General features: G+C 67.4%; 23 protein-coding genes and 2 pseudogenes. 14 read left to right on the forward strand and 11 right to left on the reverse strand.

All coding sequences use genetic code 11. From position 1 onward, the window contains the following. Positions 1-39 precede the first annotated feature (39 nt). From J0J10_RS05865 to bla, 3 genes and pseudogenes are all read left to right on the forward strand, one after another. Complete coding sequence (locus J0J10_RS05865) at positions 40-252, forward strand: DUF1902 domain-containing protein (RefSeq protein WP_291645676.1); 213 nt, start codon at positions 40-42, stop codon at positions 250-252. Further along, positions 252-419: pseudogene (locus J0J10_RS05870) on the forward strand (type II toxin-antitoxin system HicA family toxin); the annotation flags it as partial. The gene J0J10_RS05865 and the pseudogene J0J10_RS05870, both read left to right, overlap by 1 nt. Positions 420-505: 86 nt before the next feature. Further along, positions 506-1,522 carry a class A beta-lactamase gene (bla, locus tag J0J10_RS05875; RefSeq protein ID WP_291645677.1) on the forward strand — a complete coding sequence of 339 codons (1,017 nt, stop codon included), beginning with the start codon at positions 506-508 and terminating at the stop codon, positions 1,520-1,522. A gap of 3 nt (positions 1,523-1,525) precedes the next feature. On the opposite strand, the gene J0J10_RS05880 is transcribed toward bla, so the two are convergent. After that, positions 1,526-2,431 (reverse strand): DMT family transporter, encoded by a 906-nt coding sequence (locus J0J10_RS05880; RefSeq protein WP_291642312.1) that lies wholly within the window; start codon positions 2,429-2,431, stop codon positions 1,526-1,528. A 113-nt stretch (positions 2,432-2,544) separates the two neighbouring features. Here J0J10_RS05880 and J0J10_RS05885 point away from each other — a divergent pair, with 113 nt between their 5' ends. Then, complete coding sequence (locus J0J10_RS05885; RefSeq protein WP_291645678.1) at positions 2,545-3,426, forward strand: type 1 glutamine amidotransferase; 882 nt, start codon at positions 2,545-2,547, stop codon at positions 3,424-3,426. Between the two features lie 127 nt (positions 3,427-3,553). On the opposite strand, the gene J0J10_RS05890 is transcribed toward J0J10_RS05885, so the two are convergent. Next, the gene (locus J0J10_RS05890; RefSeq protein ID WP_291645679.1) at positions 3,554-4,159 is read right to left on the reverse strand and encodes an NAD(P)H-dependent oxidoreductase; all 606 of its coding nucleotides are present in this window, start codon (positions 4,157-4,159) and stop codon (positions 3,554-3,556) included. A 76-nt stretch (positions 4,160-4,235) separates the two neighbouring features. Here J0J10_RS05890 and J0J10_RS05895 point away from each other — a divergent pair, with 76 nt between their 5' ends. From J0J10_RS05895 to J0J10_RS05905, 3 genes are all read left to right on the forward strand, one after another. Further along, a complete protein-coding gene (locus tag J0J10_RS05895) occupies positions 4,236-4,844 on the forward strand; it encodes a TetR/AcrR family transcriptional regulator (protein ID WP_291645680.1) in 609 nt (202 codons plus the stop codon). An 83-nt stretch (positions 4,845-4,927) separates the two neighbouring features. Next, positions 4,928-6,550 (forward strand): ABC-F family ATP-binding cassette domain-containing protein, encoded by a 1,623-nt coding sequence (locus J0J10_RS05900; protein ID WP_291645681.1) that lies wholly within the window; start codon positions 4,928-4,930, stop codon positions 6,548-6,550. Positions 6,551-6,966: 416 nt separating this feature from the next. Further along, positions 6,967-8,649 (forward strand): mucoidy inhibitor MuiA family protein, encoded by a 1,683-nt coding sequence (locus tag J0J10_RS05905; RefSeq protein WP_291645682.1) that lies wholly within the window; start codon positions 6,967-6,969, stop codon positions 8,647-8,649. Between the two features lie 162 nt (positions 8,650-8,811). Here the strand turns inward: J0J10_RS05905 and J0J10_RS05910 are convergent, their stop codons facing one another. Continuing rightward, complete coding sequence (locus tag J0J10_RS05910) at positions 8,812-10,023, reverse strand: amidohydrolase (RefSeq protein WP_291645683.1); 1,212 nt, start codon at positions 10,021-10,023, stop codon at positions 8,812-8,814. A 338-nt stretch (positions 10,024-10,361) separates the two neighbouring features. On the opposite strand from J0J10_RS05910, the gene J0J10_RS05915 reads away from it, so the two are divergent. Next, the gene (locus J0J10_RS05915; protein WP_291645684.1) at positions 10,362-11,105 is read left to right on the forward strand and encodes a peptidoglycan-binding domain-containing protein; all 744 of its coding nucleotides are present in this window, start codon (positions 10,362-10,364) and stop codon (positions 11,103-11,105) included. 8 nt (positions 11,106-11,113) lie between these two features. Here the strand turns inward: J0J10_RS05915 and J0J10_RS05920 are convergent, their stop codons facing one another. Then, positions 11,114-11,692, reverse strand: a complete 579-nt coding sequence (locus tag J0J10_RS05920) for a tyrosine phosphatase family protein (protein ID WP_291642251.1) — start codon at positions 11,690-11,692, stop codon at positions 11,114-11,116. Between the two features lie 477 nt (positions 11,693-12,169). Here J0J10_RS05920 and J0J10_RS05925 point away from each other — a divergent pair, with 477 nt between their 5' ends. Then, positions 12,170-13,462 (forward strand): adenylosuccinate synthase, encoded by a 1,293-nt coding sequence (locus tag J0J10_RS05925; protein ID WP_291645685.1) that lies wholly within the window; start codon positions 12,170-12,172, stop codon positions 13,460-13,462. A 31-nt stretch (positions 13,463-13,493) separates the two neighbouring features. Further along, entirely contained in the window at positions 13,494-14,720 is a 1,227-nt protein-coding gene (locus J0J10_RS05930) for a serine/threonine-protein kinase (protein WP_291645686.1), read from the forward strand. Positions 14,721-14,851: 131 nt separating this feature from the next. Here the strand turns inward: J0J10_RS05930 and J0J10_RS05935 are convergent, their stop codons facing one another. Continuing rightward, complete coding sequence (locus tag J0J10_RS05935) at positions 14,852-16,474, reverse strand: peptide chain release factor 3 (RefSeq protein WP_291645687.1); 1,623 nt, start codon at positions 16,472-16,474, stop codon at positions 14,852-14,854. A 173-nt stretch (positions 16,475-16,647) separates the two neighbouring features. Here J0J10_RS05935 and J0J10_RS05940 point away from each other — a divergent pair, with 173 nt between their 5' ends. Beyond that, positions 16,648-18,324, forward strand: a complete 1,677-nt coding sequence (locus tag J0J10_RS05940) for a methyl-accepting chemotaxis protein (protein WP_291645688.1) — start codon at positions 16,648-16,650, stop codon at positions 18,322-18,324. 67 nt (positions 18,325-18,391) lie between these two features. Here J0J10_RS05940 and J0J10_RS05945 read toward each other — a convergent pair whose 3' ends face one another. The 4 genes from J0J10_RS05945 to J0J10_RS05960 all read right to left on the reverse strand — a co-directional run bounded on the left by J0J10_RS05945 (position 18,392) and on the right by J0J10_RS05960 (position 21,301). Further along, complete coding sequence (locus J0J10_RS05945; RefSeq protein ID WP_291645829.1) at positions 18,392-19,153, reverse strand: ABC transporter permease; 762 nt, start codon at positions 19,151-19,153, stop codon at positions 18,392-18,394. An 11-nt stretch (positions 19,154-19,164) separates the two neighbouring features. Continuing rightward, positions 19,165-20,091 (reverse strand): ABC transporter ATP-binding protein, encoded by a 927-nt coding sequence (locus J0J10_RS05950; RefSeq protein ID WP_291645689.1) that lies wholly within the window; start codon positions 20,089-20,091, stop codon positions 19,165-19,167. Positions 20,092-20,394: 303 nt separating this feature from the next. Then, positions 20,395-21,021: a hypothetical protein gene (locus J0J10_RS05955; RefSeq protein WP_291645690.1), complete on the reverse strand. Its 627-nt coding sequence runs from the start codon at positions 21,019-21,021 to the stop codon at positions 20,395-20,397. A 145-nt stretch (positions 21,022-21,166) separates the two neighbouring features. Further along, positions 21,167-21,301, reverse strand: a complete 135-nt coding sequence (locus J0J10_RS05960) for a hypothetical protein (protein WP_291645691.1) — start codon at positions 21,299-21,301, stop codon at positions 21,167-21,169. Positions 21,302-21,404: 103 nt separating this feature from the next. Between J0J10_RS05960 and J0J10_RS05965 the strand changes: the two genes are divergently transcribed. Further along, positions 21,405-22,718 carry a DUF3422 family protein gene (locus J0J10_RS05965; RefSeq protein ID WP_291645692.1) on the forward strand — a complete coding sequence of 438 codons (1,314 nt, stop codon included), beginning with the start codon at positions 21,405-21,407 and terminating at the stop codon, positions 22,716-22,718. Here the strand turns inward: J0J10_RS05965 and J0J10_RS05970 are convergent. Further along, a complete protein-coding gene (locus J0J10_RS05970) occupies positions 22,715-23,272 on the reverse strand; it encodes a L,D-transpeptidase (RefSeq protein ID WP_291645693.1) in 558 nt (185 codons plus the stop codon). The genes J0J10_RS05965 and J0J10_RS05970 overlap by 4 nt on opposite strands. 215 nt (positions 23,273-23,487) lie before the next feature. Here J0J10_RS05970 and J0J10_RS05975 point away from each other — a divergent pair, with 215 nt between their 5' ends. Next, positions 23,488-24,093, forward strand: a complete 606-nt coding sequence (locus tag J0J10_RS05975; protein ID WP_291645694.1) for a glutathione S-transferase family protein — start codon at positions 23,488-23,490, stop codon at positions 24,091-24,093. A gap of 27 nt (positions 24,094-24,120) precedes the next feature. Here J0J10_RS05975 and J0J10_RS05980 read toward each other — a convergent pair whose 3' ends face one another. Then, a complete protein-coding gene (locus J0J10_RS05980) occupies positions 24,121-25,059 on the reverse strand; it encodes a pentapeptide repeat-containing protein (RefSeq protein WP_291645695.1) in 939 nt (312 codons plus the stop codon). Positions 25,060-25,343: 284 nt separating this feature from the next. On the opposite strand from J0J10_RS05980, the pseudogene J0J10_RS05985 reads away from it, so the two are divergent. Then, positions 25,344-25,709: pseudogene (locus J0J10_RS05985) on the forward strand (DMT family transporter); the annotation flags it as partial. Positions 25,710-25,717 lie beyond the last annotated feature (8 nt).

The raw sequence follows: 25,717 nt of genomic DNA on the forward strand, positions 1-25,717 counted from the left end.
GGTGCGCATGCTATATTTCTCCGGAACGGAGGATTGCGCATGCGCATCGTCACCTTCGACGTCCGCCGTGACGACGATGCCGGCGTCTGGTACGCCAGTTCGAGAAGCGATGCCGGCATCGTCACGGAGGCCGCGACGATCGAGGCTCTGCGCGAGCGGCTGAAACTGCTCGTGCCGGATTTCCTGGAGACCGAGGAAGAACTCCGGCTCGACCTCGACATCAAGGTCTCGGACATCGTTCAGGCTGCTTGATGGTCGAGATCGGCCCGCGGCTGAAACGTATCCTGCGCAAGGCTGGCTACGAGTATTACCGATCAGCCAAGGGCGACCATGAGATCTGGCGCCATCCGGAAACCCAGAAGCAGGTCTCGCTCGACGCCGGCACGAAATCCCGCCACACGGCGAATGAGATTCTCAAGCAGGCCGGCCTGCCGAAAGCGTTCTGGGCGCCCAAACGGCGCCGCAATCACCCTCCCCTGTGGCAGCCCGCCACAGGGGATTTTTCATGCCGACCCGCCGAGCCTTCGCCCAAGCCTTCGCCTGCTCCGCCGCCCTCATCCTTCTCACCGCCTCGCCCGCTTTCGCCGACTGGGACAAGGCAAGGCTCGATGCCTGGATCAAATCCATCGAGCAAACGGCGAAAGGACGCCTCGGCGTCGCGCTCCTCGACCTCAGGGATCGCAAGAGCTGGTCGCATCGCGGCACCGAGCCCTTCCCGATGCAGAGCGTGTTCAAGTTGCCGCTCGCGGTCGCGGTCCTGCAGGCGGTCGAGGCCGGAAAGCTGAAGCTCGACCAGAAGATCACCGTCACCCGCAACGATCTCTCGCTCTATCACAGCCCGCTGGCGAAGGGCTTCAAGGGCGAGCGCAACGACTACACGCTGCGCGATCTCCTCACCCGCTCGACGGCCGAGAGCGACAACACCGCCGCCGATCTCTTGCTGCGCCTGATCGGCGGGCCGCAGGTGCTGACCGCGATGCTGCGGGATGGCGGCGTTCCCGGCATCTCGGTCGACCGCTATGAGCGCGTCTTCCAGCCGGAGATTCTCGGCCTGCCCGGCTATCGCTGGGACGAGGCGATCGACACTGCCGCCTTCTACAAGGCGATCCAGGCGATCCCGGCCGCAGAGCGACACAAGACGCTGGAAGCCTCGCTCAAGGACAGGCGCGACGCCGCCAGCCCCGATGCCTCGGCCGCCTTCCTCGAAGCCCTCGCCAAGGGAAACTGGCTGCGCGAGCCCGCGCACACCGCCCTGCTCGACAAGATCATGCTGGAAACCAAGACGGGACCGCAGCGGATCCGGGCCGGTCTGCCCGACGGCGCGCGCTTTGCCCACAAGACCGGGCTCGGCCCGAGCGCCGACGGGCTCAACCACGCCACCAACGATATCGGCATCGTCACCCTGCCGGATGGCCGCCGCTTCGCCATCGCGGTCTATCTCGCCGGGTCACAGGCCGATGCCAAGGCTCGCGAAGCCGCCCATGCGGCGGTCGCGCGGCTGGCGGTGGAGAGTCTGCGCTGAGGCTCAGCGCCTGCGCTCGGCGATCCAGATCCCGCCGAGCACCAGCGCCAGTGCCAGCCCGTGATAGAGCGCGAGGTGCTCGCCAAGAATGAGCACCGCAAGCACCGGCGCGAACACCGGCACGAGGTTGACGAAGACACCGGCGCGGCCGGGGCCGATCAATTCGATCGCCCGCATGAAGAAGAGCTGCGACGCCAGCGAGGGGCCTACCACGACATAGATCAGGATCAGCCAGCCGGTCAGCGTCGGCCAAAAGGCCTCGCCGGTGGCGATCTCGGCCGCGAGAAGCGGCAGCGAAACCAGGCAGGCGACCATCGCCATCGCGGTGAAGAAGATCAGCCCGGGCATGGGCGGGCGCGTGCGGATGCCGACGGTGTAGCCGGCATAGAGCAGGCAGGCGATGATCATCCAGAGATCGCCGGGCACGAAGCTGAGCTGAAGCAGGGTATGCCAGTCGCCGCGGCTCGCCGTGACGAGCACGCCCAGAATGGTGACGGAGACGCCGAGCGCCTGCAGCCCGCCGATCGGGGTCCGAAAGGCGAGAAAGGCGCCGAGCAACACGAAGACCGGGATCGAGCCCTGCAGAATGCCGATATTGATCGCGGTGGTCGAATAGGCCGCGATGTACATCAGCGTATTGAAGGCGGTGAAGCCGAAGGTGCCGAGCAGCGTCACCTTGAGCCAGTTCGCCTTCAGCACCGGCCAGTGCTCGCGCAGCCCCTGCCGGAACAGATAGGGCATGACGGCGCAGACCAGGACCCAGCGCAGCGAGGTCAGCGTCATCGGCGCGATATGGCCGACGGCGAGCCGGCTGGCGACGGCGTTGCCGGCCCAGAGCAGGGTGGTCAGCGTCAGCAGAAGATAGGCATTGGCCCAGATTCGCTGAGGAAGGGAGGCGGCCGGCTGCAAGATGCACGATCCTCATATCTGCGGAGCGCTTGCATAGCCTTGCAGGCAGCGCTTCTCCTATGAGAGGAGGCGCAACGCAGCCCGTCGCCACACGCAATCGTGCCGAGGAAGCCATGAATCTGTTCGCCCCCAAGCCGCTCCGCGTCCTCGTCGTCGACGGCTACAAGCGCGCACAGCGCGAGGAGTACGCGCGCGACAGCGGCGCGACACCGGGCGAGGCCTATGCCGCAGAGCTCCGGCGGATCGAGCCCTCTCTGGTCACGGACATCTGTCTGCCCGCCGACGAGGGCGCCAATCTGCCCGATGGCAGCGGGCTCGCCTCCTATGACGGCATCGCCCTGACCGGCTCGTCACTGCACATCCACAGCCCGGAACCGGCAGTGACCCGGCAGATCGAATTGATGCGGGCGATCTACCAGAGCGGTACGCCCTGCTTCGGCTCCTGCTGGGGCATCCAGATCGCGGCCGTCGCCGCCGGCGGCAGCGTCGCGCTTAATCCGAACGGGCTGGAGATCGGCTTCGCCCGCCGCATCGCCAAGACCGAGGCCGGCGCCGCGCATCCGCTGCTCGCCGGCCGCCCGGCCGCCTTCGACGCACCGGCGATCCATTTCGACAGCATCGTCGCCCCGCCGGACCACGCGACCATCCTCGCCGCGAATGCGATGAGCCCGATCCAGGCCGCCGAGTTCCGCCAGGACGGCGGCACCTTCTGGGGCGTGCAGTACCATCCGGAATTCTCGCTGCGACTGATCGCCACGATCCTGCGCCGGCATAGCAAGGCGCTGATCGAACGCGGCTTCCGCCGCGACGAGGCCGACACGGAAAGCTGGCTCGCCGATCTCGATGCGCTCGACGCCGATCCCGCCCGCCGCGATCTCGCCTGGGCGCATGGGCTGGACGAGGAGGTGCTCGACCCGGTCAGGCGCGTGACCGAGCTCAGGAACTTCCTGGAGATGCGGGTGAAACTGCAGGCCAGCCTGCGCGGGCGGGCATGAGCCTGTCCGTCATGCTCGCCCTTGTGGCGAGCATCCGCGCCTTGAACAGCACCTTCGAAGGAAGAAGATGTGGATGGTCGGGACAAGCCCGACCATGACGGACATCGCAACAGCTGGAACAGTAGAATTACGCCGCCGCGGCTTCCGTGCCCACCGCTCTGTCGAACACCCTGCCGCCGAGCACGCGCGCCGTATCGAGATGCTCCGACATCTCCGGCACCGGCACCAAGAGTTCCGAGGTCACCACCGGCGCGCCGCAATAGCCGAAGATGCCGTGGTCGATCTGGGTCCGCATCGCGCCGAAATAGCCGTGGCGGGCATAGGTGCGCATGTCGGCCCCGGCGACCGCGACGAGATGGACCGGCAGGTGCTGCAGCTTCCTCACCGTCTTCCCGCCTTCCAGTTCGTCATAGGCCCAGCCATTGGCGAAGACGCGCTCGATCCAGCCCTTCATCAGCGCCGGCATCGACCACCAATAGACCGGATAGACCAGTACCAGCGCATCGGCCCGCTCGATCCGCATCTGCTCGAAAGCGATGTCGGTGGGCTGGGCGATCTCGCGGCGATGGGCGGCGAGGTCCTTCAGCGTGAAGCGCGGATCGAAGCCCTCCCTGGCGAGATCGGCGATCTCGGCGCTGTGACCGGCGCCGGAGACGCCCTCGGCCAGCTTCTGCGCCACGGCTTGGCTGAGCGAGGCGGGATCGGGATGGGCGACGACGACGAGGGCGTGCATGCGAAATCTCCGCTGTGATTGCGATCGGCGGTCGATCGCTATATACTTTTAGTAAGTTACTTTTGGTATATAAAACATGTCAAGCACGGAACCCAGCCTGCCACGCCGTCAGCGCCTGACGCGCGAGGAGCGCCAGCGCCAGTTGATCGAGACCGCCTGGCGAATCGTCGGCGAGGAAGGGACGGACGCCCTGACGCTCGGGCGCCTGGCCGAATGGGCCGGGGTGACCAAGCCGGTGGTCTACAGCCACTTCCCGACCCGCAGCGCCCTGTTGATCGCGCTCTATCGCGACTTCGACATGCGCGAATACGCGGTCATGGAGGCGGCGCTCGAAAGCAGCGAGGCCAGCCTCGCGGGCAAGGCGGGCGCGATCGCCTCCTCCTATGTCGACTGCGTGCTGGCGCAGGGGCGCGAGATCCCCGGTGTCATGGCAGCGCTTGCCGGCTCGCCCGAGCTCGCCGCGGTCAAGCGCGATTGCGACCTGATTTTCCTGCAAAAATGCCGGGGCCTGCTCGCGCCCTTCGCCGCCGGCAGGACGATCCCGACCGCCGGCTTGCGCGCCATGCTCGGCGCCGCCGAAGCCCTGTCGCACGCCGCGGCGACACAAGAGATCGGCGCCGACGAGGCGAAGCGCGAGCTGTTCGAGACGATCGCCGCCATGGTCGCGCGCAGCGCAAGGGGCTGATCCGGCACGTTGCGGGGTTCCGTGCGCGTCCCGCAGCCTGTAAACGCGCGGCAATTCCAGATCTTGAAAACCTCCCGGACCCCATGATTCGCCTCGAAAGCATCGGCAAGCAGAACGGCCGCCAGATCATCTTCATCGAGGCCTCGGCCGCCTTGCAGAGGGGCGAGAAGATCGGCCTGGTCGGCCCAAACGGTGCCGGCAAGACCACCCTGTTCCGGATGATCACCGGTGAGGAACTCCCGGATGAGGGCCAGGTCTCGGTCGATCGCGGCACCACCATCGGCTATTTCAGCCAGGATGTCGGCGACATGGCCGGTCGCAGCGCCGTCTCCGAGGTGATGGACGGCGCCGGCCCGGTCAGCTCTGTCGCGGCCGAGCTGAAGGAGCTCGAGGCGGCGCTCGGCGATCCCGACCGGGCCGACGAGATGGAGGCGCTGATCGCCCGCTATGGCGAAGTACAGGGCCGCTTCGAGGAGCTTGACGGCTACGCGCTCGACGGCCGCGCCCGCGAGGTGCTCGCCGGCCTCGGCTTCAGCCAGGAGATGATGGAGGGCGATGTCGGCGCGCTCTCCGGCGGCTGGAAGATGCGCGTCGCGCTCGCCCGCATCCTGCTGATGCGCCCGGACGCCATGCTGCTCGACGAGCCGAGCAACCATCTCGACCTCGAAAGCCTGATCTGGCTGGAGAGCTTCCTCAAAGGCTATGACGGCGCCCTCTTGATGACCTCGCACGACCGCGAGTTCATGAACCGCATCGTCGGCAAGATCGTCGAGATCGACGGTGGCACCCTCACCAGCTATTCCGGCGATTACGAATTCTACCAGCAGCAGCGGGCGCTGGCCGAGAAGCAGCAGCAGGCGCAGTTCGAGCGCCAGCAGGCGATGCTGGCCAAGGAGATCGCCTTCATCGAGCGTTTCAAGGCCCGTGCCTCGCATGCTGCGCAGGTGCAGAGCCGCGTCAAGAAGCTCGACAAGATCGACCGGGTCGAGCCGCCGCGCCGCCGCCAGACGGTGCAGTTCGAGTTCCAGCCGGCGCCGCGCTCCGGCGAGGACGTCGCCACGCTGAAGAACGTCCATGTCCGCTATGGCAGCCGCAGCATCTATGAGGGGCTCGACTTCCAGGTCCGTCGCAAGGAGCGCTGGTGCGTGATGGGCGTCAACGGCGCCGGAAAGTCGACGCTGCTGAAGCTCGTCGCCGGCTCATCGAAGCCCGATGACGGGTCCGTCGCCATCGGCGCGAGCGTCAAGATGGGCTATTTCGCCCAGCACGCGATGGAGTTGCTCGACGGCGACGCCACCGTCTTCGAGTCGCTGGAAGGTTCCTTCCCGCAGGCCGGCCAGGGCTCGCTGCGGGCGCTCGCCGGCTGCTTCGGCTTCTCGGGCGACGATGTCGAGAAGCGCTGCCGTTTCCTCTCCGGCGGCGAGAAGGCAAGGCTCGTCATGGCGAAGATGCTCTACGACCCGCCGAACTTCCTCGTGCTCGACGAGCCGACCAACCATCTCGACATCGCCACCAAGGAGATGCTGATCACGGCGCTCGCGCAATACGAGGGCACCATGCTCTTCGTCAGCCACGATCGGCATTTCCTGGCGGCGCTCTCGAACCGGGTGCTCGAGCTGACGCCGGACGGCGTCCATCTCTATGGCGGCGGCTACACCGAATATGTCGCCAGCACCGGCCAGGAGGCGCCGGGCCTGCGCAGCTGATTTCCTTCCCCCTTGCGCGCGAAAATGGCCCGCAGGGCCGGATGAGGCGTCGCACAGGCCTTTCACGTCGTGGTCGGGCTCGTCCCGACCATCCACGTCTTCGCTGGTCGAGTGTCGTACTCCAGGACGTGGATACTCGCCGCAAGGGCGAACATGACGGAAAGATCACGCGCCCCCCGCCCCTGCCCGTCCCCGCAAGGGCGGGGGGTTTTCCGCGCCTCCTCGCGTTTCGAACTCATGCATCCCTCGCTCCCCTGACGCAGCGAAAACCGTCCTGGCGACGGCAAGGGGCTGCCATCGTCGCCGGGCGGTGGTCATGCCCTCGCGGCGCCTTTCCACCTTCCGGCCCAATTCCGCCCTCGCCGCGCCGAAATCCCTCGGGCAAATCGCGGCCGCGTGATTTGTCGGGGGACAGCATGATGATGAAGACCGGATTGGCCGCAGCCTTGTTTCTCGCCCCGGGCCTGGCCGGCGCCGCCGAGATCGAGCTCGCCTCGCAGATCGACCGCGTCACCGTCTATCCGGACGGCGCCGTGGTAACCCGCCTCGGCAAGGCCACCCTCCTGCAGGGCGTCTCGCAGATCGTGCTGCGTGGCCTGCCGGCGACCGTCGATCCCACCTCGATCCGGGTCGAGGCGGAAGGCGACGGCCCCTTCACGATCGGCGCGGTCGATGTCCGCCAGATTCCCGGCGAGGCCCGCCCTGCCGTCGACGCTGCCCTCGAAGGCAAGATCAGGGCCCTGCAAGGCGAGAAGGCGAAGCTCTCGGGCGAGGTCAGCGCCGTCGAGGCCAAACGCGCGACGATCGAGAATTTCGGCAGGACCGGCCCCGACAAGCTCGGCCCCGACGGCAAGGCGCTGCCGGTCACCGACTGGCCGGCGATCTTCGATGCGATCGGCACCGCTCTGGTCAAGGTGCAGGGCGAATTGCTGACCCTGCGCAACCGCATTTCCGATCTCGACGCCGAGATCGCGGCGCTGGAGAAGGCCCGCCCGCATGGCGCCCGCGCCGGCCAGTCCAGGCGCGAGGTCGCCATCGCCGTCGAGGCGAAGGCGCCGGTCGCGGCCGAGATCGCGGTCAGCTACCGCGTCTCGGGCGCGAGCTGGCTGCCGGTCTACGAGGCGAGGCTGACCACCGGCAACGCCAATGGCGGCGCCGAGATCGTCTTCACCCGCCGCGCCGAACTGCGCCAGCGCACCGGCGAGGACTGGAGCGAGGTCGCTGTCGAACTCTCGACGACACGCTCGGCGCAAGGAACGCGGGCGCCGGAGTTGAGCCCCTTGCGCATCGCTTTCTACGAGCCGCCGGTGGTCTATGAGGAGCGCGCGCGTGCCCTGCGGCAGGAAGCAGAACGCGCGGGCCGCCCGCCCGCTCTGGCGGTCGCCCCCGCCTCACCGGAGCCCGCCGCCGACGCCCTCCAGAAGCAGCAGGCCGAGATCCAGACCGCCAGCATCAGCGCCGGCGCCTATCAGGCGAGCTTCATGGTCCCGGGCCGGGTCTCCATCCCGCCGGACGGCTCCAGCAAGGCGGTGGTGCTGACGCAAGGCAAGCTCAAGCCCGAGCTCGCCGCCCGCGCCACGCCGGAACTGGAGGAGAAGGCCTATCTCGAGGCGAGCTTCAGCCATGAGGACGAGGCGCCGCTGCTCGCCGGCGAGGTCTATCTGCACCGTGACGGCGCCTATATCGGCAAGGGCCGCCTCCGGCAGGTCGCGCCCGGCGACAAGGTCGAGCTCGGCTTCGGCGCCGATGACCGCATCAAGGTGACGCGCGCGCCGGTGCGCCGGCGCGAAAACGATTCCGGCTGGCTCGGTTCGACCCGCACCGACCAGCGTGAGTTCAAGACGGTGGTGAAGAGCCTGCACGCCCAGCCGGTGAAGCTCACCGTGATCGAGCGCGTGCCCTTCTCGGAGAACAGCGCGATCACCGTCGAGCTGTTGTCGCAGAGCACGCCGCCGACCGAGAAGCAGGTCGGCGACAAGCGCGGCGTCTCGGCCTGGAGCTTCGAGCTCGCTCCCGGCGCGCAAAAGGAAATCCGCCTCGCCTACCGGATCAAGTATCCCGGCGACCGCGAGGTCGTCTTCGATCAGACGCGGCGGTAGCTCGCTCCCTTCTCCCCTTGCGGGAGAAGGTGCCCCGAAGGGGCGGATGAGGGGTCGCGCAGCTCGGCGAAATTGGCAGGCCGCCAGCCGAGCCAACGATCCGCGTCGCGAGACCCCTCACCCTAGCCCTCTCCCGCAGGGGGAGAGGGGACAGGTCCCGCCCTATTCCGCAGCGACGGCCTGCCAGCCCTGGCCGAGTTCCTGTTCGACGAGGCCGACCCAGTAGCGCACGCCGGCCGGGATGATCGCGTCGTTGAAGTCGTAGAGCGGGGTGTGCAGCCCCTTGAACGAGCCGTCGGCCTCGACGCCGTTGCCGATGCGCATGAAGGCGCCGGGGCAGACCAGCATCATCTCGGCAAAGTCCTCGCCGCCGGTGCCACGCAGCATCTGGCCGTTGACATGCGCGGGATCGACGGCGGACGAGGCCGCTGCGACCGCGACCTTGACCTGCTCGGCCGCGTTGACCAGCGGGCTGGTGCCGCGATGGTAATGGGCCTCCGCCTCGCAGCCCCAGGCCTGCGCCGTCGCAGCCGCGAGTTCGGCGATACGGCGCTCGACCAGCGCCCGCACCTCCTGTGAGTAGGTCCGCGCCGTGCCGCCGATGACGAGCTCGGAGGGGATGACGTTCGAGGCGTTCTCGTCGCCGCCATGGATGAAGCCGACGCTGATCACGGCCGTGTCGAGCGGCGCGACATTGCGGCCGATGATGCCCTGCAGGCCGAGCACGAAATGCGCCTGCGCATAGGTGATGTCGGTCGAGCGGTGCGGCTGCGAGCCTCCATGACCGCCGACGCCGCGGAAGGTGACCCGCCACGAATCGGCCGCCGCCAGGAAGGGGCCGACCGCCGTGCCGAAATGCGATGCCGGCACGCCCGGAGTATTATGCAGGCCGTAGATGGCGTCGCAGGGGAAACGCTCGAACAGCCCGTCCGCGAGCATGGCATTGGCGCCGCCGCGGCCCTCCTCGGCCGGCTGGAAGATCAGGTTGACCGTGCCGCCGAAATCCCGGTTCTCGGCGAGGTAGCGCCCGGCCGCGAGCAGCATGGTGGTATGCCCGTCATGGCCGCAGGCATGCATCCGGCCCGGAAATTTCGAGGCGTGCGGCAGCCCGGTCAGCTCCTCGAGGGCGAGGCAGTCCATGTCGGCCCGCAGGCCGATGGCGCGCTGGCCCGGCCCCTTGCCGCGGATGACGCCGACGACACCGGTCTGGCCGATATTCTCGGTGACCTCGACGCCCCATTCGCGCAGCTTGTCGGCGACGAGCTTGGCCGTGCGATGCTCTTCCAGGCCGAGCTCGGGATGGGCATGGATGTCGCGGCGGATCGTCGTGAACTCGGCATGGTTCTGGCCGAGCCAGTCGTCGAGCTTCGTCATGGTCACGTTCCCCTGCTTGCGGCTGTTTTTGAAGCATGGCCCGTGCCATCGCCATCCGCCGTCCCTTGAAGTCATAGGGCCGTTCGCCGCCAGATCACTCTGCAAACGCGGCAAAACAGCCATGCTTCGGAAGACTGACGCCCCTTTCGACACCGTTCGCCCAACGCGATCCGACTACCCCGCGACGAAGCGGGACACAGGCTTGTCTCGCGATCGGGAGGCCCAGCCCGGTCATGGCGCAACCTTGAATTGACTCCGCAAATGCCGCTGCCAAGCTGCTCGCCGAAGCGGCCGTGCGGGCGCCGGCCGGTCTCCCCTGAGCGATGCAGGAGGCGGCGATGATCCAGAAGAAGGGCTCGACCGGGCCCCTTGTCTTCACGATCCAGGAACAGCTCAATCTGCGCATGCCGGCGAACGCCAACCGCGCCGCGCTGAAGACCAATGGTCAGTTCGACGCCGCGACCGAAAAGCGCGTCAGGGAATTCCAGGCGATGATGAACCTGACGGTCACGGGCATCGTCGACGACGTCACCTCTGCGGTGATCACCCAGTCTTCATTCGAGTACGAAGCTATCCCGCGTCCGATCGTCATCCTGCAGAACACGAGCCGCTATCATTGCTGGGCAGCCGCCCTCTCCTCCTGGACCCAGGCCATCCCCCGGGTGAAGACGATCAGCCTCTGGCAGGCGCTGGAGGACTACAGGAAGGTCGCCGGAGCGCTCGACGAGGACAATGAAGGGATGACGACGCGTGGCTGGACCCAGGTCGTCAAGCGCTGGGGGCTGCAATTCAAGGCCTATGGCGGCAGCAAGGGCGCCGATATCGACGATCTGACGATCGACAAAATCTGGCGCCATGCGAAGGCGCGGGGCCCGATGCTGATCGCCTATAACCTCCCCGACACGGATGGCGAGGTCGCCCACACCATTGTCGCCTATGGCGTCTTTATCGGCTTCAGCGAAGACAATCCCAATTTCCGCGGCTATCGCGTCTGGTGCATGAACCCATGGCGGATCGGCCGGCAGATGATGCCGTTGGCCGATATCCGCACGGGCGGGGCAGCGCTGGTGATGTGGAAATAGCCTGCCGCTCAGCCCGCCATCTCGACCTCGGCGCTGCGGCCGAGATCGGCCATCCACTGGCGGTAGCGCGGCTGCGCCTCGAGCTGGAGCGCATAATGCCGGCGCAGCGCGTCCGTGAGCCGGCCGCGACGCTTCAGCGCCTGATCCGCGAAGCCGATCATCACCGAATTCGGCCAGGCCTGCGGCCGGATCGCGCGGAGGCGCGCGAACAGCGCATCCTCGCTCTCGTCGGCGTGGACCTGCGCGATCAGCGAGAGCATCGCCGCGGTCGAGCGCGAAATGCCCATATGGCAGTGGACCAGCAGATGTCCCTCGTGGCGCTGCTCCGCCGATTCGCGCAGCTTCGCGCCGAAACCGAGGATCTCGTCGACATGCGCCTGCGTCGGGTGCACGCGGCCTTCCTGCGGCGTGATGATGTCGTGGAAGCGCAGGGTCGTGCGTTCATGCGCCTCATAGGCCAGAAAGGATTCGAGCTCCGGCAGGTCAGGATCGAGCAGCGAGAGCACATGGCTGACCTTGCGCTGGCTCTGCGCCGGCAGCTCTTCGATGCCGCAAATGGTCAGCGTCGAAATGGCGATCGGTTGCATCGTAGCGGGCCCCTGCATGACGGATGACCCCGGGTTAGTCCTCCTCGCCCGCCCGGGCAACAGCGATAGCCGCAGGGCTGCCCCTCACCAGCCGGCACGAGTGCCCGCACCGGGAGGAAGCACAGCGCGGGATGTTGCCGCGAAGGGGCGACCAAACGCCGCCCTTGTCGACCGGTCAACGCCTGGCGACGGGCGGAATCGACCGGTGCGCGGCCAATTCTTCCCCGGTTTTCCCGGTCTCAGCCTTGACCTCGCCATGCTCTTGGAGGAAGAGGGGTTGCAAGGACCTCCCCGAAACCCCGGCCTTGCGCCGGGGTTTTCGTTTGTGCGGGCGCCTTGCGTCGGTGTGCTTTCGCTTCGGCCCGAATCGGCTGTCCGAAGCGAGTTTCGCGCCGGCCCGTTCTGGAGCATGGCCCGGTCGCGGAAGTGATGCCACTTCCGCCGTCGGGTTTCGGCAGCGAGAGAAAGGTCACCGCCATGGCGAACGTGGTCGTGGTCGGCGCCCAGTGGGGCGACGAGGGCAAGGGCAAGATCGTCGACTGGCTGTCGAGCCAGGCCGATGTGGTCGTCAGGTTCCAGGGTGGCCACAATGCCGGCCACACGCTCGTCATCGACGGCGTCGTCTACAAGCTCTCCTTGCTGCCCTCGGGCATCGTGCGCCCCGGCAAGCTGTCGGTCATCGGCAACGGCGTCGTCGTCGATCCCTGGCATCTCGTCGAGGAGATCGCCCGGCTGCGCGCCCAGGGCGTCGAGATCAGCCCTGCGAATCTGCGGATCGCCGACAACGCGACGCTGATCCTGCCGCTGCATCGTGAACTCGACCATTTCCGCGAGACCTCGAACACCACGCTGAAGATCGGCACGACCAAGCGCGGCATCGGCCCCGCCTATGAGGACAAGGTCGGCCGCCGCGCCATCCGTGTCGTCGACCTCAAGGACCGCACGATCCTCGAAGCCAAGATCGAGCGGCTGCTGGCCCATCACAACGCGCTGCGTCGCGGCCTCGGCATCGCCGAGATCGACGGCAAGGAATTGCTCGCGCAGCTGCTCGGCATCGCCGACGAGATCCTGCCCTTCGCCGACACGGTCTGGGCCCTGCTCGACGCCGAGCGCCGCGCCGGCAAGCGCATCCTGTTCGAGGGCGCACAGGGTGCCCTGCTCGATGTCGACCACGGCACCTACCCCTTCGTCACCTCCTCCAACATCGTCGCCGGCCAGGCTGCGACCGGCTCGGGCCTCGGCCCCTCCGCCGTCGGCTATGTGCTGGGCATCGCCAAGGCCTATACGACCCGCGTCGGCGAAGGACCGTTCCCGACCGAGCTCCACGACGAGATCGGCGAGCTGATCGGCCAGAAGGGCAAGGAATTCGGCGTCGTCACCGGCCGCAAGCGCCGCTGCGGCTGGTTCGACGCCTGCCTCGTCCGCCAGACCGTCAAGACCTCGGGCATCGACGGAATCGCGTTGACCAAGCTCGACATTCTCGACGGCTTCGCCGAGATCAAGGTCTGCACCGGCTATCGTCTCGACGGGCAGGTCCTCGAGCATCTGCCAGCCGGGCAGCGCGATCAGGCCCGCGTCGAGCCGATCTACGAGACCATTCCCGGCTGGGAAGGCTCGACCGCCGGCGCCCGCTCCTGGGCCGAGCTTCCCGCCCAGGCGATCAAATATGTGCGCCGCATCGAGGAACTGATCGGAGCATCCGTCTCGGTGCTTTCGACCAGCCCGGAACGCGACGACACGATCCTGGTCCAGAATCCGTTCGAGGGTTGACGGACCGGAACAACACGGACATTTGAGGCCAATGGCCGATTTCCACCCCATTCTGGCGCGGGCGATTGCCGGGCTGACCGACAAGTCGCCCGAGGCGCGTCGGGCGGTCTATGACCGGGCCCGCGCCGCTCTGCTCTCACAGCTGCGCAGCCTCGATCCTCCGCTCTCGGAGGCCGACATCACCCGTGAGCGGCTTTCGCTCGACGAGGCGGTCTCGCGCATCGAGGCCGAGATCGCGCTCGCCGAGGCGATCGAACCGAGCTTTCCGCCACTGCCTGCGGATGAGCGGCGCGACCCCGCACCGCTCCCGGAGCCGGAGCGAGCCCCGCCAGAGCCGCGCCCCTCCCCTGCTCCCGCTCCGGCGGCCGAACAGATCTTCGACGAGCGTCCGGCGATACGCGAGGAGGCGGTCCCGACCCGGCCGCGCGTCGCCCCGCCACGTGCGCGCGGCGTCAACCCCGGCCATGTCCGCACCGCCGTCGTCGGTGCCGGTGTCGCGCTCGCCGTCGCGGTGATCGCCGGCGCGGCCTATTACGTCAACAAGATCAACCCGCCACCGGAGCCGACCGTCAGGCCCCGCGCCGAAGCGTCGGGCCAGCCGCCGGCCGAGCAGTCCGGCAAGATCAGCGAACGGGCCGGGGCCGAGGCAACCGCTTCCTCGCAAGGGGCCCCGCAGCGAGGCCCGGCCGTTCCCGGCGCCGCCAGCGACGTCGCCGTCGCCCAGCGCGCCGTGCTCTATATCGAGGTTCCGGACGCGCCGCAGCAGCCGCGCACCGTCCCCGGCCGCGTCTTCTGGCGGCTCGACAGCGACACCGTCGGCCAGGGCCAGCCGGTCGAGACGATCGTGCGCGCCACCGTCGAGATTCCCGACGCCGGCCTCGCGCTCGACTTCACCATCCGGCGCAACACCGACCAGGCCTTCCCGGCCTCGCATATCATCGGCATGCGGTTCACCACCACCGGCGAAGCGGCGAGCGACACGGTCCGGGAAGTCGGCGTGCCGCAGTTCAAGACCGATGAAGGCGAGCGTGGCGCGCCGCTCTCCGCGATTTCTTCGGCGCTCGGCGAGAACCTCTTCGTCGCGGCCTTGTCGAATGTCCAGGTCGAGGCCGACCGCAATCTCGACCTGCTCCAGACGAGGCCCTGGATCGACCTGCCGATTCGCTTCGCCTCCGGCCGCCGCGGCATCATCACCTTCGAGAAGGGCGTCTCCGGCAGCCAGACCATCGCCGACGCGCTCGCGCGCTGGCGCGGCTGAGCCGCAGGACGTCACTTTCTGGCGCGGCGAAGCTCAGGTCCGAGAACGTCCGACAGAATGCCGTTCGCCGGAGTTCCATTGCTTTCCGACATGGTCGGCTCGAGGCCGGCCATGTCGAGCACCCGGCAGCCTCAGCCGCCGGCGACCTTCTGGTAGTCCTTCACATCCGAGAAGCTGATATCCGGTGAGCGCTCAGCATCATATTTCAGCGTGAACTGCGACGAGGCCATGAACACCGGGTCGCCGTCGAGGTCATCGGCCATCGAGGACGGCTTCAGAGCGATGAACTTCTGCAGCGCGAGCTTGTCATCGCTCGAGACCCAGCGCGCGATCGCGAACTGACAGGGCTCGAAGTCGACGGGCAGCGAATATTCTACCTCCATCCGCTCCTTCAGCACGTCGAGCTGCAGCGCGCCGACGACACCGACGATAGCGGGCGCCCCGTCATGCGGCAGGAAGAGCTGGACGACGCCCTCCTCGGCCATCTGCTGCAGCGCCTCGCGCAGCTTCTTGGCCTTCATCGCGTCCTTGAGCTTGACGCGGCGCAGGATTTCCGGAGCGAAGGACGGCACGCCCTTGAAGATGATCTCCTCGCCCTCGGTCAGCGTATCGCCGATGCGCAGCGTGCCATGGTTCGGCAGGCCGACAATGTCGCCGGCATAGGCCTCCTCGGCAATCGAGCGGTCGCGGGCGAAGAAGAACTGCGGCGCGTTCAGCGGCATCGGCTTGCCGGTGCGCACCAGCTTCGCCTTCATGCCGCGCGAGAGCTTGCCCGAGCAGACGCGCATGAAGGCGATGCGGTCGCGATGGTTCGGGTCCATGTTCGCCTGGATCTTGAAGACGAAGCCGGTCATTTTCGGCTCGTCCGCCTCGACCGCACGCTTGTCGGCGATCTGGGCGCGCGGGCTCGGCGCATGGCGGCCGAGCGCGTCGATCAGGTCACGCACGCCGTAATCGCGCAGCGCCGCGCCGAAATAAAGCGGCGTCAGATGCCCCTCGCGGAAGGCCGTGAGATCGAACGGCTTCAGCCCCTCGCGCGCCAGGAAGACCTCTTCACGCCAGCTGTCGACCGCACCGTTCGGCAGCAGTTCGTCGAAGAGCGGATCGTCCTCGCCGGCGACGGCCGTGCCGGCATCGGTCTCGTCGCCCTTCTGGTTGCGGCGGAAGGTGTTCGAGGCGAAATCCAGCGTGCCGACGAATTCGCGCCCGCGCCCGACCGGCCAGGTCATCGGCGCGACGTCGAGCGCCAGCGTCGTCTCGATCTCGTTGATCAGGTCAAACGGGTCGCGCGTCTCGCGATCGACCTTGTTGATGAAGGTGACGATCGGGATGTCTCTGAGACGGCAGACCTCGAACAGCTTCTTGGTACGTGCCTCGATGCCCTTGGCGGCGTCGATCACCATCACCGCGCTGTCGACCGCCGTCAGCGTCCGGTAGGTATCCTCCGAGAAGTCCTCGTGGCCCGGCGTGTCGAGCAGGTTGAAGACATGCCCGCCATATCCGAACGTCATCACCGAAGTGACCACCGAGATGCCGCGCTGGCGCTCGATCTTCATCCAGTCGGAGGAGGTCTGGCGCCGGCCGGCCTTGGCCCTGACCTCGCCGGCGAGCTGGATCGCGCCGCCGAAATACAGCAGTTTCTCGGTCAGCGTGGTCTTGCCGGCGTCCGGGTGCGAGATGATCGCGAAGGTCCGGCGGCGCGCATGCGGCGCGGCGGCGGCCGCGGCGCCGTCGAGTGTCTGAAGATCGGTCATGGCGTGGTTGAGACAGGATGCCGGCTCCTGAGTCAATCGCCCTGCCCCGGCCTGAGCCGGCGTTTTTGACGGGCCCAACGCAAAATTAACCGAGCCGCGCCTAGCCTGACGGCGGTTTCACGCCGCGCGCCAGGGGGAAAGTCGCGGCTCGCGCGCTCAAGATCGCCCTGCCAATGCTGCGCACCATATCGCGTCAGATCCTCGCAGCCGTGCTGCTGCTCGCCATAGCGGCAGCGCTGGCGATCGCGTTCGGCGTCAAGACGCTCGAACGTTATGCGACGACGACGAAGGAGATGCAGTCCGCTTCGCACCGCGCCGCCATTGCCGAGCGTATCAACGGGCTGGTCAACAGCGTCGTCATGGAATCGCGCGGCATCTATATGAGCGATGACCTCGCCGGCGCCGAGCGCTTCATCCCGCTGCTGCTGCAGGGCCTGCGCGAGATCGAAGTGCTGATGCAGGACTGGCGGCCGCTGATCGGCCCGGGCGACCAGGAGAGCTTCGCCAACGTTGCACGACGCGTCGAGGAGTTCATCGCCTTCCGTCGCGAGATGGTCCGCCTGGCGCGCGAGCATTCGATCGTCGCCGCCCGGACGATGGGCAATGAAGAAGGCAACCGCAGCAACCGCAAGGCGCTGAACGAAGCCCTGAAGCGGATCGCCGGCACCAACGATGCCCGCAGTGCCTCGCTCGATACCGAGCTTGTCCATATGCAGCAGAGCAGCGCCGATCTGCTGATCGGAACCGGCGCCCTGGCCCTGGCTGGCGGCCTCGCCTTGGCGTTGCTGCTCGTCCAGCGCAGGATCGCCGGTCCCTTGCTGCGGCTCTCGGCGACGATGCGCCGCCTCGCCGCCGCCGAGCCGGTCGAGGAGATCCCGCTGGTCGAGCGCGGCGACGAGATCGGCGACATGGCACGCTCCGTCGCCGTCTTCCGCGACAATGCCAAAGCGCGCGCCGCGCTCGAGAGCGCCGCCGCCGGCGACGAGGCGGCACGCCTCGCCCGGCAGCGGCGGATCGACGAGATCGTGACCGCCTTCGATGCAAGGCTCGCCGATGCGCTGCAGACTGTCGGCGGCGGCGTCCAGACGCTGGAGACCGCCGCGCGCATGCTGAACGGGCTTGCCGTCGCCGCCACCTCCGAGATCGGCCGCGCCGAGACGGCCTCGCAGGAGGCGTCGGGCAATGTCCAGCAGGTCGCGAACGCCGCCGACAACCTGACCGATTCGATCACCGAGATTTCCGCTCGCCTCGCCCGCGCCAATGCGATGGTCGGCGGCGCCAGCGACGAGGCGCTCGGCGCCAGCCGCCATGTCGGCAATCTCGCCCGCGCCTCCGAGCAGATCGTCACCGTCATCGACCTGATCCGCGACATCGCCGAGCAGACCAATCTGCTCGCCCTCAACGCCACCATCGAGGCCGCCCGCGCCGGCGAGGCCGGGCGCGGCTTCGCGGTCGTCGCCGCCGAGGTCAAGACATTGGCGAACCGCACCGCCGAGGCAACCAACGGCATCGCCAGCCAGATCGAGGCTTTCCATGGCGAGGCGGAGGGCGCGGTCAGTGCCATCGGCATCATCACGCGCACGATGAGCGACGTCTCGCACCAGACCGCCGCCATCGCCGACGCGACCGAGGAGCAGCGCGCGACCACCTCCGAGATCGCCCGCAACGCCCAGGCGACGGCGCATGGCGCGGCGACCGTGGCGCAGCGTCTCGCCGGCGTCACGGCGGCCTCCGACGAGGCGATGCGTTCGGCCGCCGAGGTCCTGCGCACCGCCGAGCGTCTCGCCCGCGAGGCGGCGACGCTGCGGGGCGAGCTCGACACCTTCTTCAAGCAGATCAAGGCGGCCTGAGTCCGAAGCGGCTCGCGTCCCTGGAGCTGCGCCGGAATGACGGCGCAGCTTCAAAGCGAACGCAACCTCAGTTCTTCAGCCGGTAGCCGGTCTTGAAGATCCAGGCGATCACCGCGATGCAGGCGCAGAGGAAGACCAGCGTCATGCCGAGGCTGACGGCGATGCCGACATCGGCGAAGCCGAAGAAGCTCCAGCGGAAGCCGCTGATCAGGTAGACGACCGGATTGAACAGCGTCACCGCCCGCCAGAAGGGCGGCAGCATGTCGATCGAGTAGAACGAGCCCCCGAGAAAGGCGAGCGGCGTCACGATCAGGAGCGGCACCACCTGCAGCTTCTCGAAACCATCGGCCCAGACGCCGATGATGAAGCCGAACAGGCTGAAGGTCGTCGCCGTCAGCACCAGGAAGAGCAGCATCCAGAGCGGGTGCTCGATCTTGAGTGGCACGAACAGGAAGGCAGTGACGAGGATGATCAGCCCGAGCATCACCGATTTCGTCGCCGCCGCCGCGACATAGGCGAAGACAGCCTCCCACCAGGCGACCGGTGCCGAAAGCAGCTCGAAGATCGTCCCGGTGAATTTCGGAAAATAGATCGCGAAGGAAGCGTTGGCGATGCTCTGCGTCAGCAGAGAGAGCATGATCAGGCCGGGCACGATGAAGGCGCCATAGGGCACCCCGTCGATCGCCTGCATGCGCGAGCCGATCGCCGCGCCGAAGACGACGAAATAGAGCGAGGTCGAGATTACCGGCGAGAGGATGCTCTGCAGCGGCGTACGCCAGGTCCGCGCCATCTCGAACAGGTAGATCGCCTTGATCGCGTGCAGGTTCATGGTCACGGCGCTCATGCGTTCGCCCTCAGCAGGCCGACGAAGATGTCCTCGAGCGAGGACTGGCTGGTCTGCAGGTCGTTGAAACGGATGCCGGCCTCAGCCAGATCGCTGAGCAACGCCGTGATGCCGGTGCGCTCGGCCTTGGTGTCGTAGCTGTAGACCAGCTCCTCGCCATCGGCGCGCAGGGTCAGCCCATAGCCCGCCAGCGCCTCCGGCACCGCCGCAAGCGGCGATTGCAGATGGAGGGTGAGCTGCTTCTGGCCGAGCTTGCGCATCAGCTCGGCCTTGTCCTCGACCAGGATGATCTCGCCCTTGCTGATCACGCCGACCCGATCGGCCATCTCCTCGGCCTCCTCGATATAGTGCGTCGTCAGGATGATGGTGACGCCGCTGTCGCGCAGGCGCCGCACCAGCTTCCACATGTCCTGGCGCAATTCGACATCGACGCCCGCCGTCGGCTCGTCGAGGAACAGGATCTGTGGCTCGTGCGCCAGCGCTTTGGCGATCAGCACGCGCCGCTTCATCCCGCCCGACAGCGTCATGATCTTGTTGTCGCGCTTGTCCCAGAGCGAGAGATCGCGCAGCACCTGCTCGACGATCTCAGGGTTCTTCGGCTTGCCGAACAGGCCGCGGCTGAAGGAGACCGTCGCCCAGACGGTCTCGAAGGCGTCGGTGGTCAGCTCCTGCGGCACGAGGCCGATGCGGCTGCGCGCAGCGCGGTAATCGGCGATGATGTCGTGACCGTCGGCGAGCACCGTCCCGGTGCTCGGATTGACGATGCCGCAGACGATGCTGATCAGCGTCGTCTTGCCGGCGCCGTTCGGCCCGAGCAGGGCGAAGATCTCGCCGCGCCTGATGTCGAGCGTGACGCTTTTCAGCGCCTGGAAGCCCGAGGCATAGGTCTTCGAGAGACCGGAAATCTGGATGATCGGCTGCATGGCGGAACGCTGCTGGAGGGACGAGGCGATCTGATCAAGGCGGCGCCGCGCAGCTCCGCCCAGCCTGCGCGATTCCCCACCGCAAAAGAATATGGCCGGGACGCGCCCGGCCATAGCAATTTATTCTGTGAGTTCCTGTCAGCGGACCAAGATCAGCGGACGAAGAGCCAGATCAGGATGATGATCGGGATCGGAATTCCAAGCAGCCACAATGCGATCGAGCGCATGACATTGCCCCCTTGATTGCCACGATTGTTGATGGCGGGACAACGTCGCAGGCGCCGAGAAGGTTCCCCGTCCGGTTCAGACCAGCGCCGTCACGCTCGCATGCCAGCGCGGCTGGAAGCCATGGGCCAGCGCGGCCAGGCTCGCGGGCGGCGTGCAGACAGGCACCGGCCCGGTCGGCCGCGACCGCCGCGCGACATAGCCGGCCGGCGACCAGAGCAGCGCCGCATCGCCACGCAGGGCCAGGAATGTCGTATCGTCGCCGATGATCATCGCACCGTCAGGCAGTCCCGTGGCGTCGAGCCGGTGCAGGCGCTTCTCGCGCCCGCGGCGGCGCTCCCCGTCGAGCCTTTCGTCGATCTCCGGGAAGCTCGGCACGCGCCCGAGGCCGAGCCCAGCGACCAGCGCTGCACGGTAGGCCAGCGCATCGCCGCGCCGGCACTCCATGCAGGGGCGATGGCCAGCCGCCAGGGCCGTGACCTCGTCGCAGAAGAACAGCTCGGTATAGTAGCGCCCCCAGACATCGCGCTGCCGACCCTTGAAAGACAGGACACAGCAGATCCATTGCTGCGTCGCATAGAGCCGTCGCGGCAGGGCCCTAGTCGCCGGATCGTGGAACCTGCCGCCGCGATTGCCGAACAGCGTGCCGCGCGCCGGGTCGGCGAACAGCGTGCCATCGGGACGGATGCGGTTTGGCAGGGGCATGGCTGGCAGCGAAGCTTTCCGGCGATCAGCACAATCTAGGCCGGCCGCCGCCGGATCGCGTCAGCAGCGCTGAACCTGTCGGCTCCAGAGCATCCGCGCCCCTTTGCAGCGCGGATGCTCCGATTCCTTGTTTTATCGCTTGTTCTCACGCGAGCCGGTGTCCGCGTCGCTCGAAGAATGCTTTGGCGCGCGGCCGCGTGGCGCCCGAACTCGCGATCGCCAGGTGTTCCTCCGGCGTCGGGCAGCTGTGCGCGTCATCGGGGCCGATCTTCGAAGCCATGACGAACCCCTCCCAGACGATGCGACGCCATGCCGATCTTTCCGTCTCCGGGGCTTTGCTGCAAGTTCGGTGATGGGCGCGGAACCGAGCCGCAGAGCCGGTCATGGCAGGGCAGGACAGCATGGATCGCAGCGAGGCAAGGCCGGCCCCGACGCTCAGCCCGCATCCCGCGCGCGGCGCGATCCTCGCCGAGATCCATGCCCGGCCCTTCGCCCCGCTGGAGACGCCACAGCGCCTGCTGCATTTCGCCTTCATGACCGACCAGGCGCAGGCCAGTGCCGACCGCGAGGCGCTCGCCGGCTTCTGCGCCGGGCGAGGCGTCGCAGGCCCCGCCGAGGGCGCCAAACATCATCGCGCCCGGCTCGGCGAGATCGGACTGCGCTGGGAGCAGCACAGCGAGTTCACCACCTATAGCTGGGAGCTGCCGGGCAATGGCAATGCGCCGTTCACTCCCGCCGGCAGGGAGTTGCCGCATTTCATGCTGGAGCTGCCGCAGCCGGGACCGCATCTGGTCGCGGTCGACCTGCATCTGCTACCCGAGCGAGCAGCGCCGCCGCTCGAGGAGATCTTCGATCCGGCGAGCCTCGCAGCCTCGCTGGTCGACAGCGAGGGCGCGATCGCAGCGGCGGATTTCCAGCCCGATCCCGACGGCTTCGTGCGCATCCTCCTCCTCGACCGGTCGCTGACGCCCTCGCGGGCCGGGGCGCTGGCGCAGCGCCTGCTCGAGATCGAGACCTATCGGGTCCTCGCTTTGCTCGGCCTGCCGGAGGCGCAACGCCTCGCCCCTTCCGTGCGGGCGACCGAGGAGGCGCTGGTCCGTATCGCCGGCACGATGACGCAGACCGACGGGCTCGCCGCCGACAATGCCCTGCTCGACGAGATGACGGCGCTCGCCGCGCCGATGGAATCGGAAGCCGCCTCCTCGAATTACCGGTTCGGCGCCAGCCGCGCCTATGACAACATCGTCGGTCAGCGCCTCACCGCGATCGGTGAAGCGCCGTACCGGGGCTGGCCGACCATCGCCGCCTTCCTCTCCCGGCGGATGGCGCCGGCGATGCGCACCTGTCAGATGCTGCAGGAGCGCCAGGCCGATCTCTCGCGCAAGCTCGCCCGTGCCGCCAACCTGCTGCGCACCCGCGTCGACGTCGCGCTCGAGCAGCAGAACCGCGACCTGCTGGCAGCGATGAACGAGCGCACCCGGTTGCAGCTGCGCCTGCAGCAGACCGTCGAGGGGCTCTCGGTTGCCGCCATCGGCTATTATGTCGTCAGCCTGTTCGGCTACCTCGCCAAGGGCGCCAAGGATGCCGGCTACCTGCCTGTCGATGTCGGCATCGCGACCGCACTCTTCGTTCCCATCGCCCTGCTGCTGGTCTGGAGCATGGTCCGCCGGATCAGACGCGGCCACAGCGACGGCTAGCGCTGCACGATGACCTTGGTCCCGGGCCTGACGCGATCATAGAGGTCCATCACGTCGCGATTGGTCATCCGGATGCAGCCCGAAGAGACCGCCGCTCCGATCGTGTCGGGCTCGTTCGAACCGTGGATTCGATAGAGGCTCGATCCCAGATAGATCGCCCGCGCACCGAGCGGGTTCTCCATTCCGCCCGCCATATAGCGCGGCAGGTCGGGTCGGCGCTTCAGCATCGCCGCGGGCGGACGCCAGTCCGGCCATTCGCGCTTGCGCGAGACGATCTTCGTGCCCGACCAGCTGAAACCCTGCCGGCCGACACCGACGCCGTAGCGGATCGCCCGCCCCTGGCCGAGCACGTAATAGAGCCGCCTCTGGCTGGTCGAGACCACGACCGTACCGGGCGCCTGCTTGCCATTCCAGGCAACGAGCTGGCGCGGCACCGGCTGTTCGCTGAAGATGTTGAGGAAGTCCGCGAGCCCGCGGCTGATCGGGTTGGAATAGGCCGACGCAGGCGTAGCGAAAGCCAGAGCGGCGGCAGTCAAGACAATGGCGCGCAGCATGATCATCCCTGCAACGCCCCCCGCCGGGATTTAACCGGAATTGGGAAAGCCGGGTCAACCCTGGCTCCCCGGCAGCGGCGGAGCAGCGACAGCAGGGCCCGGTCGGAATCCATGAGCCTGCGGCAGCACCAGCGCATCGATCCTGACAACGACCGACCCAGGGCACCCCTATCAGCCCGCCCATCGCTTGAGGAAACGCCGAAAGGGACATCGCCATGCTGACCTTCTATCACGCTCCGCAATCGCGCTCCTTCTCCGTGCTCTGGCTGCTGGAGGAACTCGGCCAGCCCTACACCATGGAGCTCGTCGACATCCGCGCGAAGGATGGTCCGCCCGAGAGCTACCGCGCCATCCAGCCGCACAAGAAGGTACCGGCGATCGTCCATGACGGCACCGTCGTCACCGAGCGCGCCGCGATCTGCCTCTATCTCACCGAAAGGTTTCCGGAGGCCGGGCTCGCCCCCGCCATCGGTGATGCCGACCGGGCCGCCTTCCTGACCGCGCTGGTCTATGCGGACGCGGTGCTAGACCCGATCATCGCCACCAAGGTCCACGACTTCGCCTATGAACCGCGCGGCTTCTCCTTCGGCTCGCATGCCGACACCGTCGCCAATCTCGAGAAACGGCTTTCCGCCCATCCCTATGCCGCCGGCGAGCGCTTCACCGCCGCCGATACCCAGCTCGGCAGCGGCATCCATTTCGGCATGAACATCATCGGCGCCCTGCCGCGCCTGCCGGCCTTCGAAGCCTATATGGAGCGGATGCTGGCGAGGCCGGCCCTGCAGCAGACCATCGCCAAGGACGACGCGCTCCCGATCTGACCGGGATAAGGCGCGTCCTCGCGCGGCTCAGCCCGAGAAGGCGGCGCGCAACCGTTCGAGGACGGCGGCCTGCGTCGCCACCGGGGTCTGCGGCACCGAGACCGCGATGCCGTCGAAATGCCGGCGGCCGAGAAAACGGGTGCGGTCGAACACCGCCTCGCCACGGAACTGGGCCCCGCTGAACCAAGCCGCCTGGCAGAAGCGCGCCTGCGTGAAGGTCGCGCTCTGCTCGAAGATCGCATTCTCGAAGCCGGCATTATCGGCGAAATCGACCTCGACGAAATCCGCCGGTCCGCGGTAGCGGCAATCGCCCAGTCCCGCCTCCCATCCGAACCTGGCGCCGCGGAAGCGCACCGGCCCCTCGAAGAACGAACTGCGAAACCAGACGCTGCCGGAGAACTCGGCCTCGACGAAGCAGAGCGTGCCGGCACAGGAAATTTCGCGAAACTCCGCGCCGCGCTGGAAATGCGCCGCCCCGAAATCGGCCCCGGCCGCGAAACGCGTGCGTTCGAAGAAGGCATCGCCCGCGAACGTCGCGTCGCGGAAATCGGCCGGCCCGGAGAACCTGGCATCGGTGAACCACACATCGCTGCCGAAGGCCGACCCGGCGAAGCGCGCGGCACCCGGAAAGTGGAAGCCGGCGACGTCGAATTCCCCGTCGAAGCTCTCGTCGACCAGCTCGACACCGGCGAGCAATTGCCAGAGCGAGGTCAGGGCCGGATCGGCGCCCACCTTGCGACGCAGGCTCGTCATGGTCGCCGCCCAGGAATTCCAGGCCGCCACTCCCGATCCAAGGCGACGCAAGGTCGCCTCGCGCCGTGCCGCATGGATCGCACGAAGCTCCTCCGAATCGTGCTGCGGCAGCACCTCGGCCGCGTTGAGCGCGGGCTCGTACGGCCACGCCCAGGGGCTGGCCTGCAGGAGCTCGGAGCGAGTACGGGACGCGAGCCGGAGCAGGTCGGCCATGGCGGGTTGGAAATCCAGGTTAAGGAATGATTAACCTTAGAGCAGCGCAGCCTCAGGATCAATCCGGCGCACATTCCCGCCATGATTTCGCGCCTGCGCCCCACATCTCAGCATGCCGGCGGCCGAGCCAGCGAAGGCATGGCCGAAGGGAAGCCGGCGTCTTTCCGTGGTCGATGCAGTACACTTTTAAGGTTACGGGCCGATAAGGTCCCGTAGCGTAAGGCATTCGAAGTATTTTCCGCGCCATTCAGGGCGGCATCAGCCACGCGGAAAATCCCGTTTCGATGAATGCCTACCTGCCTTTGATCCTGTTCACGGTGCTGACCAATGCCGCGGCGCAACTGATGCTGAAACGCGGCATGACCGGGGTCGGCCATCTCGATATCGGCGGCGATGGACTGATCGCGACGGTCTTCCGCGTCGTCTTCAACCCCTTCGTCTTCGCCGGCCTGTGCACCTTCGTGGTCAGCATGGCCTCGCATCTGATCGTGCTGTCGAAGGTACAGATCAGCTACGCCTACCCGTTCCTGAGCCTCGCCTACGTCGTGGTCGCGGTCTACGCCTATTTCGTCTTCCAGGAGGATCTGAGTCCGGCCCGCATCGCCGGCATCGGCCTCATCGTCCTGGGCACGGTCTTCATCGCACAAAGCTGAGGGAA

Source organism: Allobosea sp., from assembly GCF_017308075.1.
Taxonomy (GTDB): Bacteria; Pseudomonadota; Alphaproteobacteria; order Rhizobiales; family Beijerinckiaceae; genus Allobosea.

Excerpts from the sequence above, each read along its gene's own strand:
- J0J10_RS05930 (WP_291645686.1), top strand. The coding sequence starts at position 13,494 with ATGGCCGATTTCCACCCCATTCTGGCGCGGGCGATTGCCGGGCTGACC.
- J0J10_RS05925 (WP_291645685.1), top strand. The coding sequence starts at position 12,170 with ATGGCGAACGTGGTCGTGGTCGGCGCCCAGTGGGGCGACGAGGGCAAG.
- J0J10_RS05910 (WP_291645683.1), bottom strand. The coding sequence starts at position 10,023 with ATGACGAAGCTCGACGACTGGCTCGGCCAGAACCATGCCGAGTTCACG.
- J0J10_RS05920 (WP_291642251.1), bottom strand. The coding sequence starts at position 11,692 with ATGCAACCGATCGCCATTTCGACGCTGACCATTTGCGGCATCGAAGAG.
- J0J10_RS05915 (WP_291645684.1), top strand. The coding sequence starts at position 10,362 with ATGATCCAGAAGAAGGGCTCGACCGGGCCCCTTGTCTTCACGATCCAG.
- J0J10_RS05975 (WP_291645694.1), top strand. The coding sequence starts at position 23,488 with ATGCTGACCTTCTATCACGCTCCGCAATCGCGCTCCTTCTCCGTGCTC.
- J0J10_RS05940 (WP_291645688.1), top strand. The coding sequence starts at position 16,648 with ATGCTGCGCACCATATCGCGTCAGATCCTCGCAGCCGTGCTGCTGCTC.
- J0J10_RS05945 (WP_291645829.1), bottom strand. The coding sequence starts at position 19,153 with ATGAACCTGCACGCGATCAAGGCGATCTACCTGTTCGAGATGGCGCGG.
- J0J10_RS05885 (WP_291645678.1), top strand. The coding sequence starts at position 2,545 with ATGAATCTGTTCGCCCCCAAGCCGCTCCGCGTCCTCGTCGTCGACGGC.
- J0J10_RS05900 (WP_291645681.1), top strand. The coding sequence starts at position 4,928 with ATGATTCGCCTCGAAAGCATCGGCAAGCAGAACGGCCGCCAGATCATC.
- J0J10_RS05865 (WP_291645676.1), top strand. The coding sequence starts at position 40 with ATGCGCATCGTCACCTTCGACGTCCGCCGTGACGACGATGCCGGCGTC.
- J0J10_RS05950 (WP_291645689.1), bottom strand. The coding sequence starts at position 20,091 with ATGCAGCCGATCATCCAGATTTCCGGTCTCTCGAAGACCTATGCCTCG.
- J0J10_RS05955 (WP_291645690.1), bottom strand. The coding sequence starts at position 21,021 with ATGCCCCTGCCAAACCGCATCCGTCCCGATGGCACGCTGTTCGCCGAC.
- J0J10_RS05970 (WP_291645693.1), bottom strand. The coding sequence starts at position 23,272 with ATGCTGCGCGCCATTGTCTTGACTGCCGCCGCTCTGGCTTTCGCTACG.
- bla (WP_291645677.1), top strand. The coding sequence starts at position 506 with ATGCCGACCCGCCGAGCCTTCGCCCAAGCCTTCGCCTGCTCCGCCGCC.
- J0J10_RS05890 (WP_291645679.1), bottom strand. The coding sequence starts at position 4,159 with ATGCACGCCCTCGTCGTCGTCGCCCATCCCGATCCCGCCTCGCTCAGC.
- J0J10_RS05895 (WP_291645680.1), top strand. The coding sequence starts at position 4,236 with ATGTCAAGCACGGAACCCAGCCTGCCACGCCGTCAGCGCCTGACGCGC.
- J0J10_RS05980 (WP_291645695.1), bottom strand. The coding sequence starts at position 25,059 with ATGGCCGACCTGCTCCGGCTCGCGTCCCGTACTCGCTCCGAGCTCCTG.
- J0J10_RS05960 (WP_291645691.1), bottom strand. The coding sequence starts at position 21,301 with ATGGCTTCGAAGATCGGCCCCGATGACGCGCACAGCTGCCCGACGCCG.
- J0J10_RS05905 (WP_291645682.1), top strand. The coding sequence starts at position 6,967 with ATGATGATGAAGACCGGATTGGCCGCAGCCTTGTTTCTCGCCCCGGGC.
- J0J10_RS05965 (WP_291645692.1), top strand. The coding sequence starts at position 21,405 with ATGGCAGGGCAGGACAGCATGGATCGCAGCGAGGCAAGGCCGGCCCCG.
- J0J10_RS05935 (WP_291645687.1), bottom strand. The coding sequence starts at position 16,474 with ATGACCGATCTTCAGACACTCGACGGCGCCGCGGCCGCCGCCGCGCCG.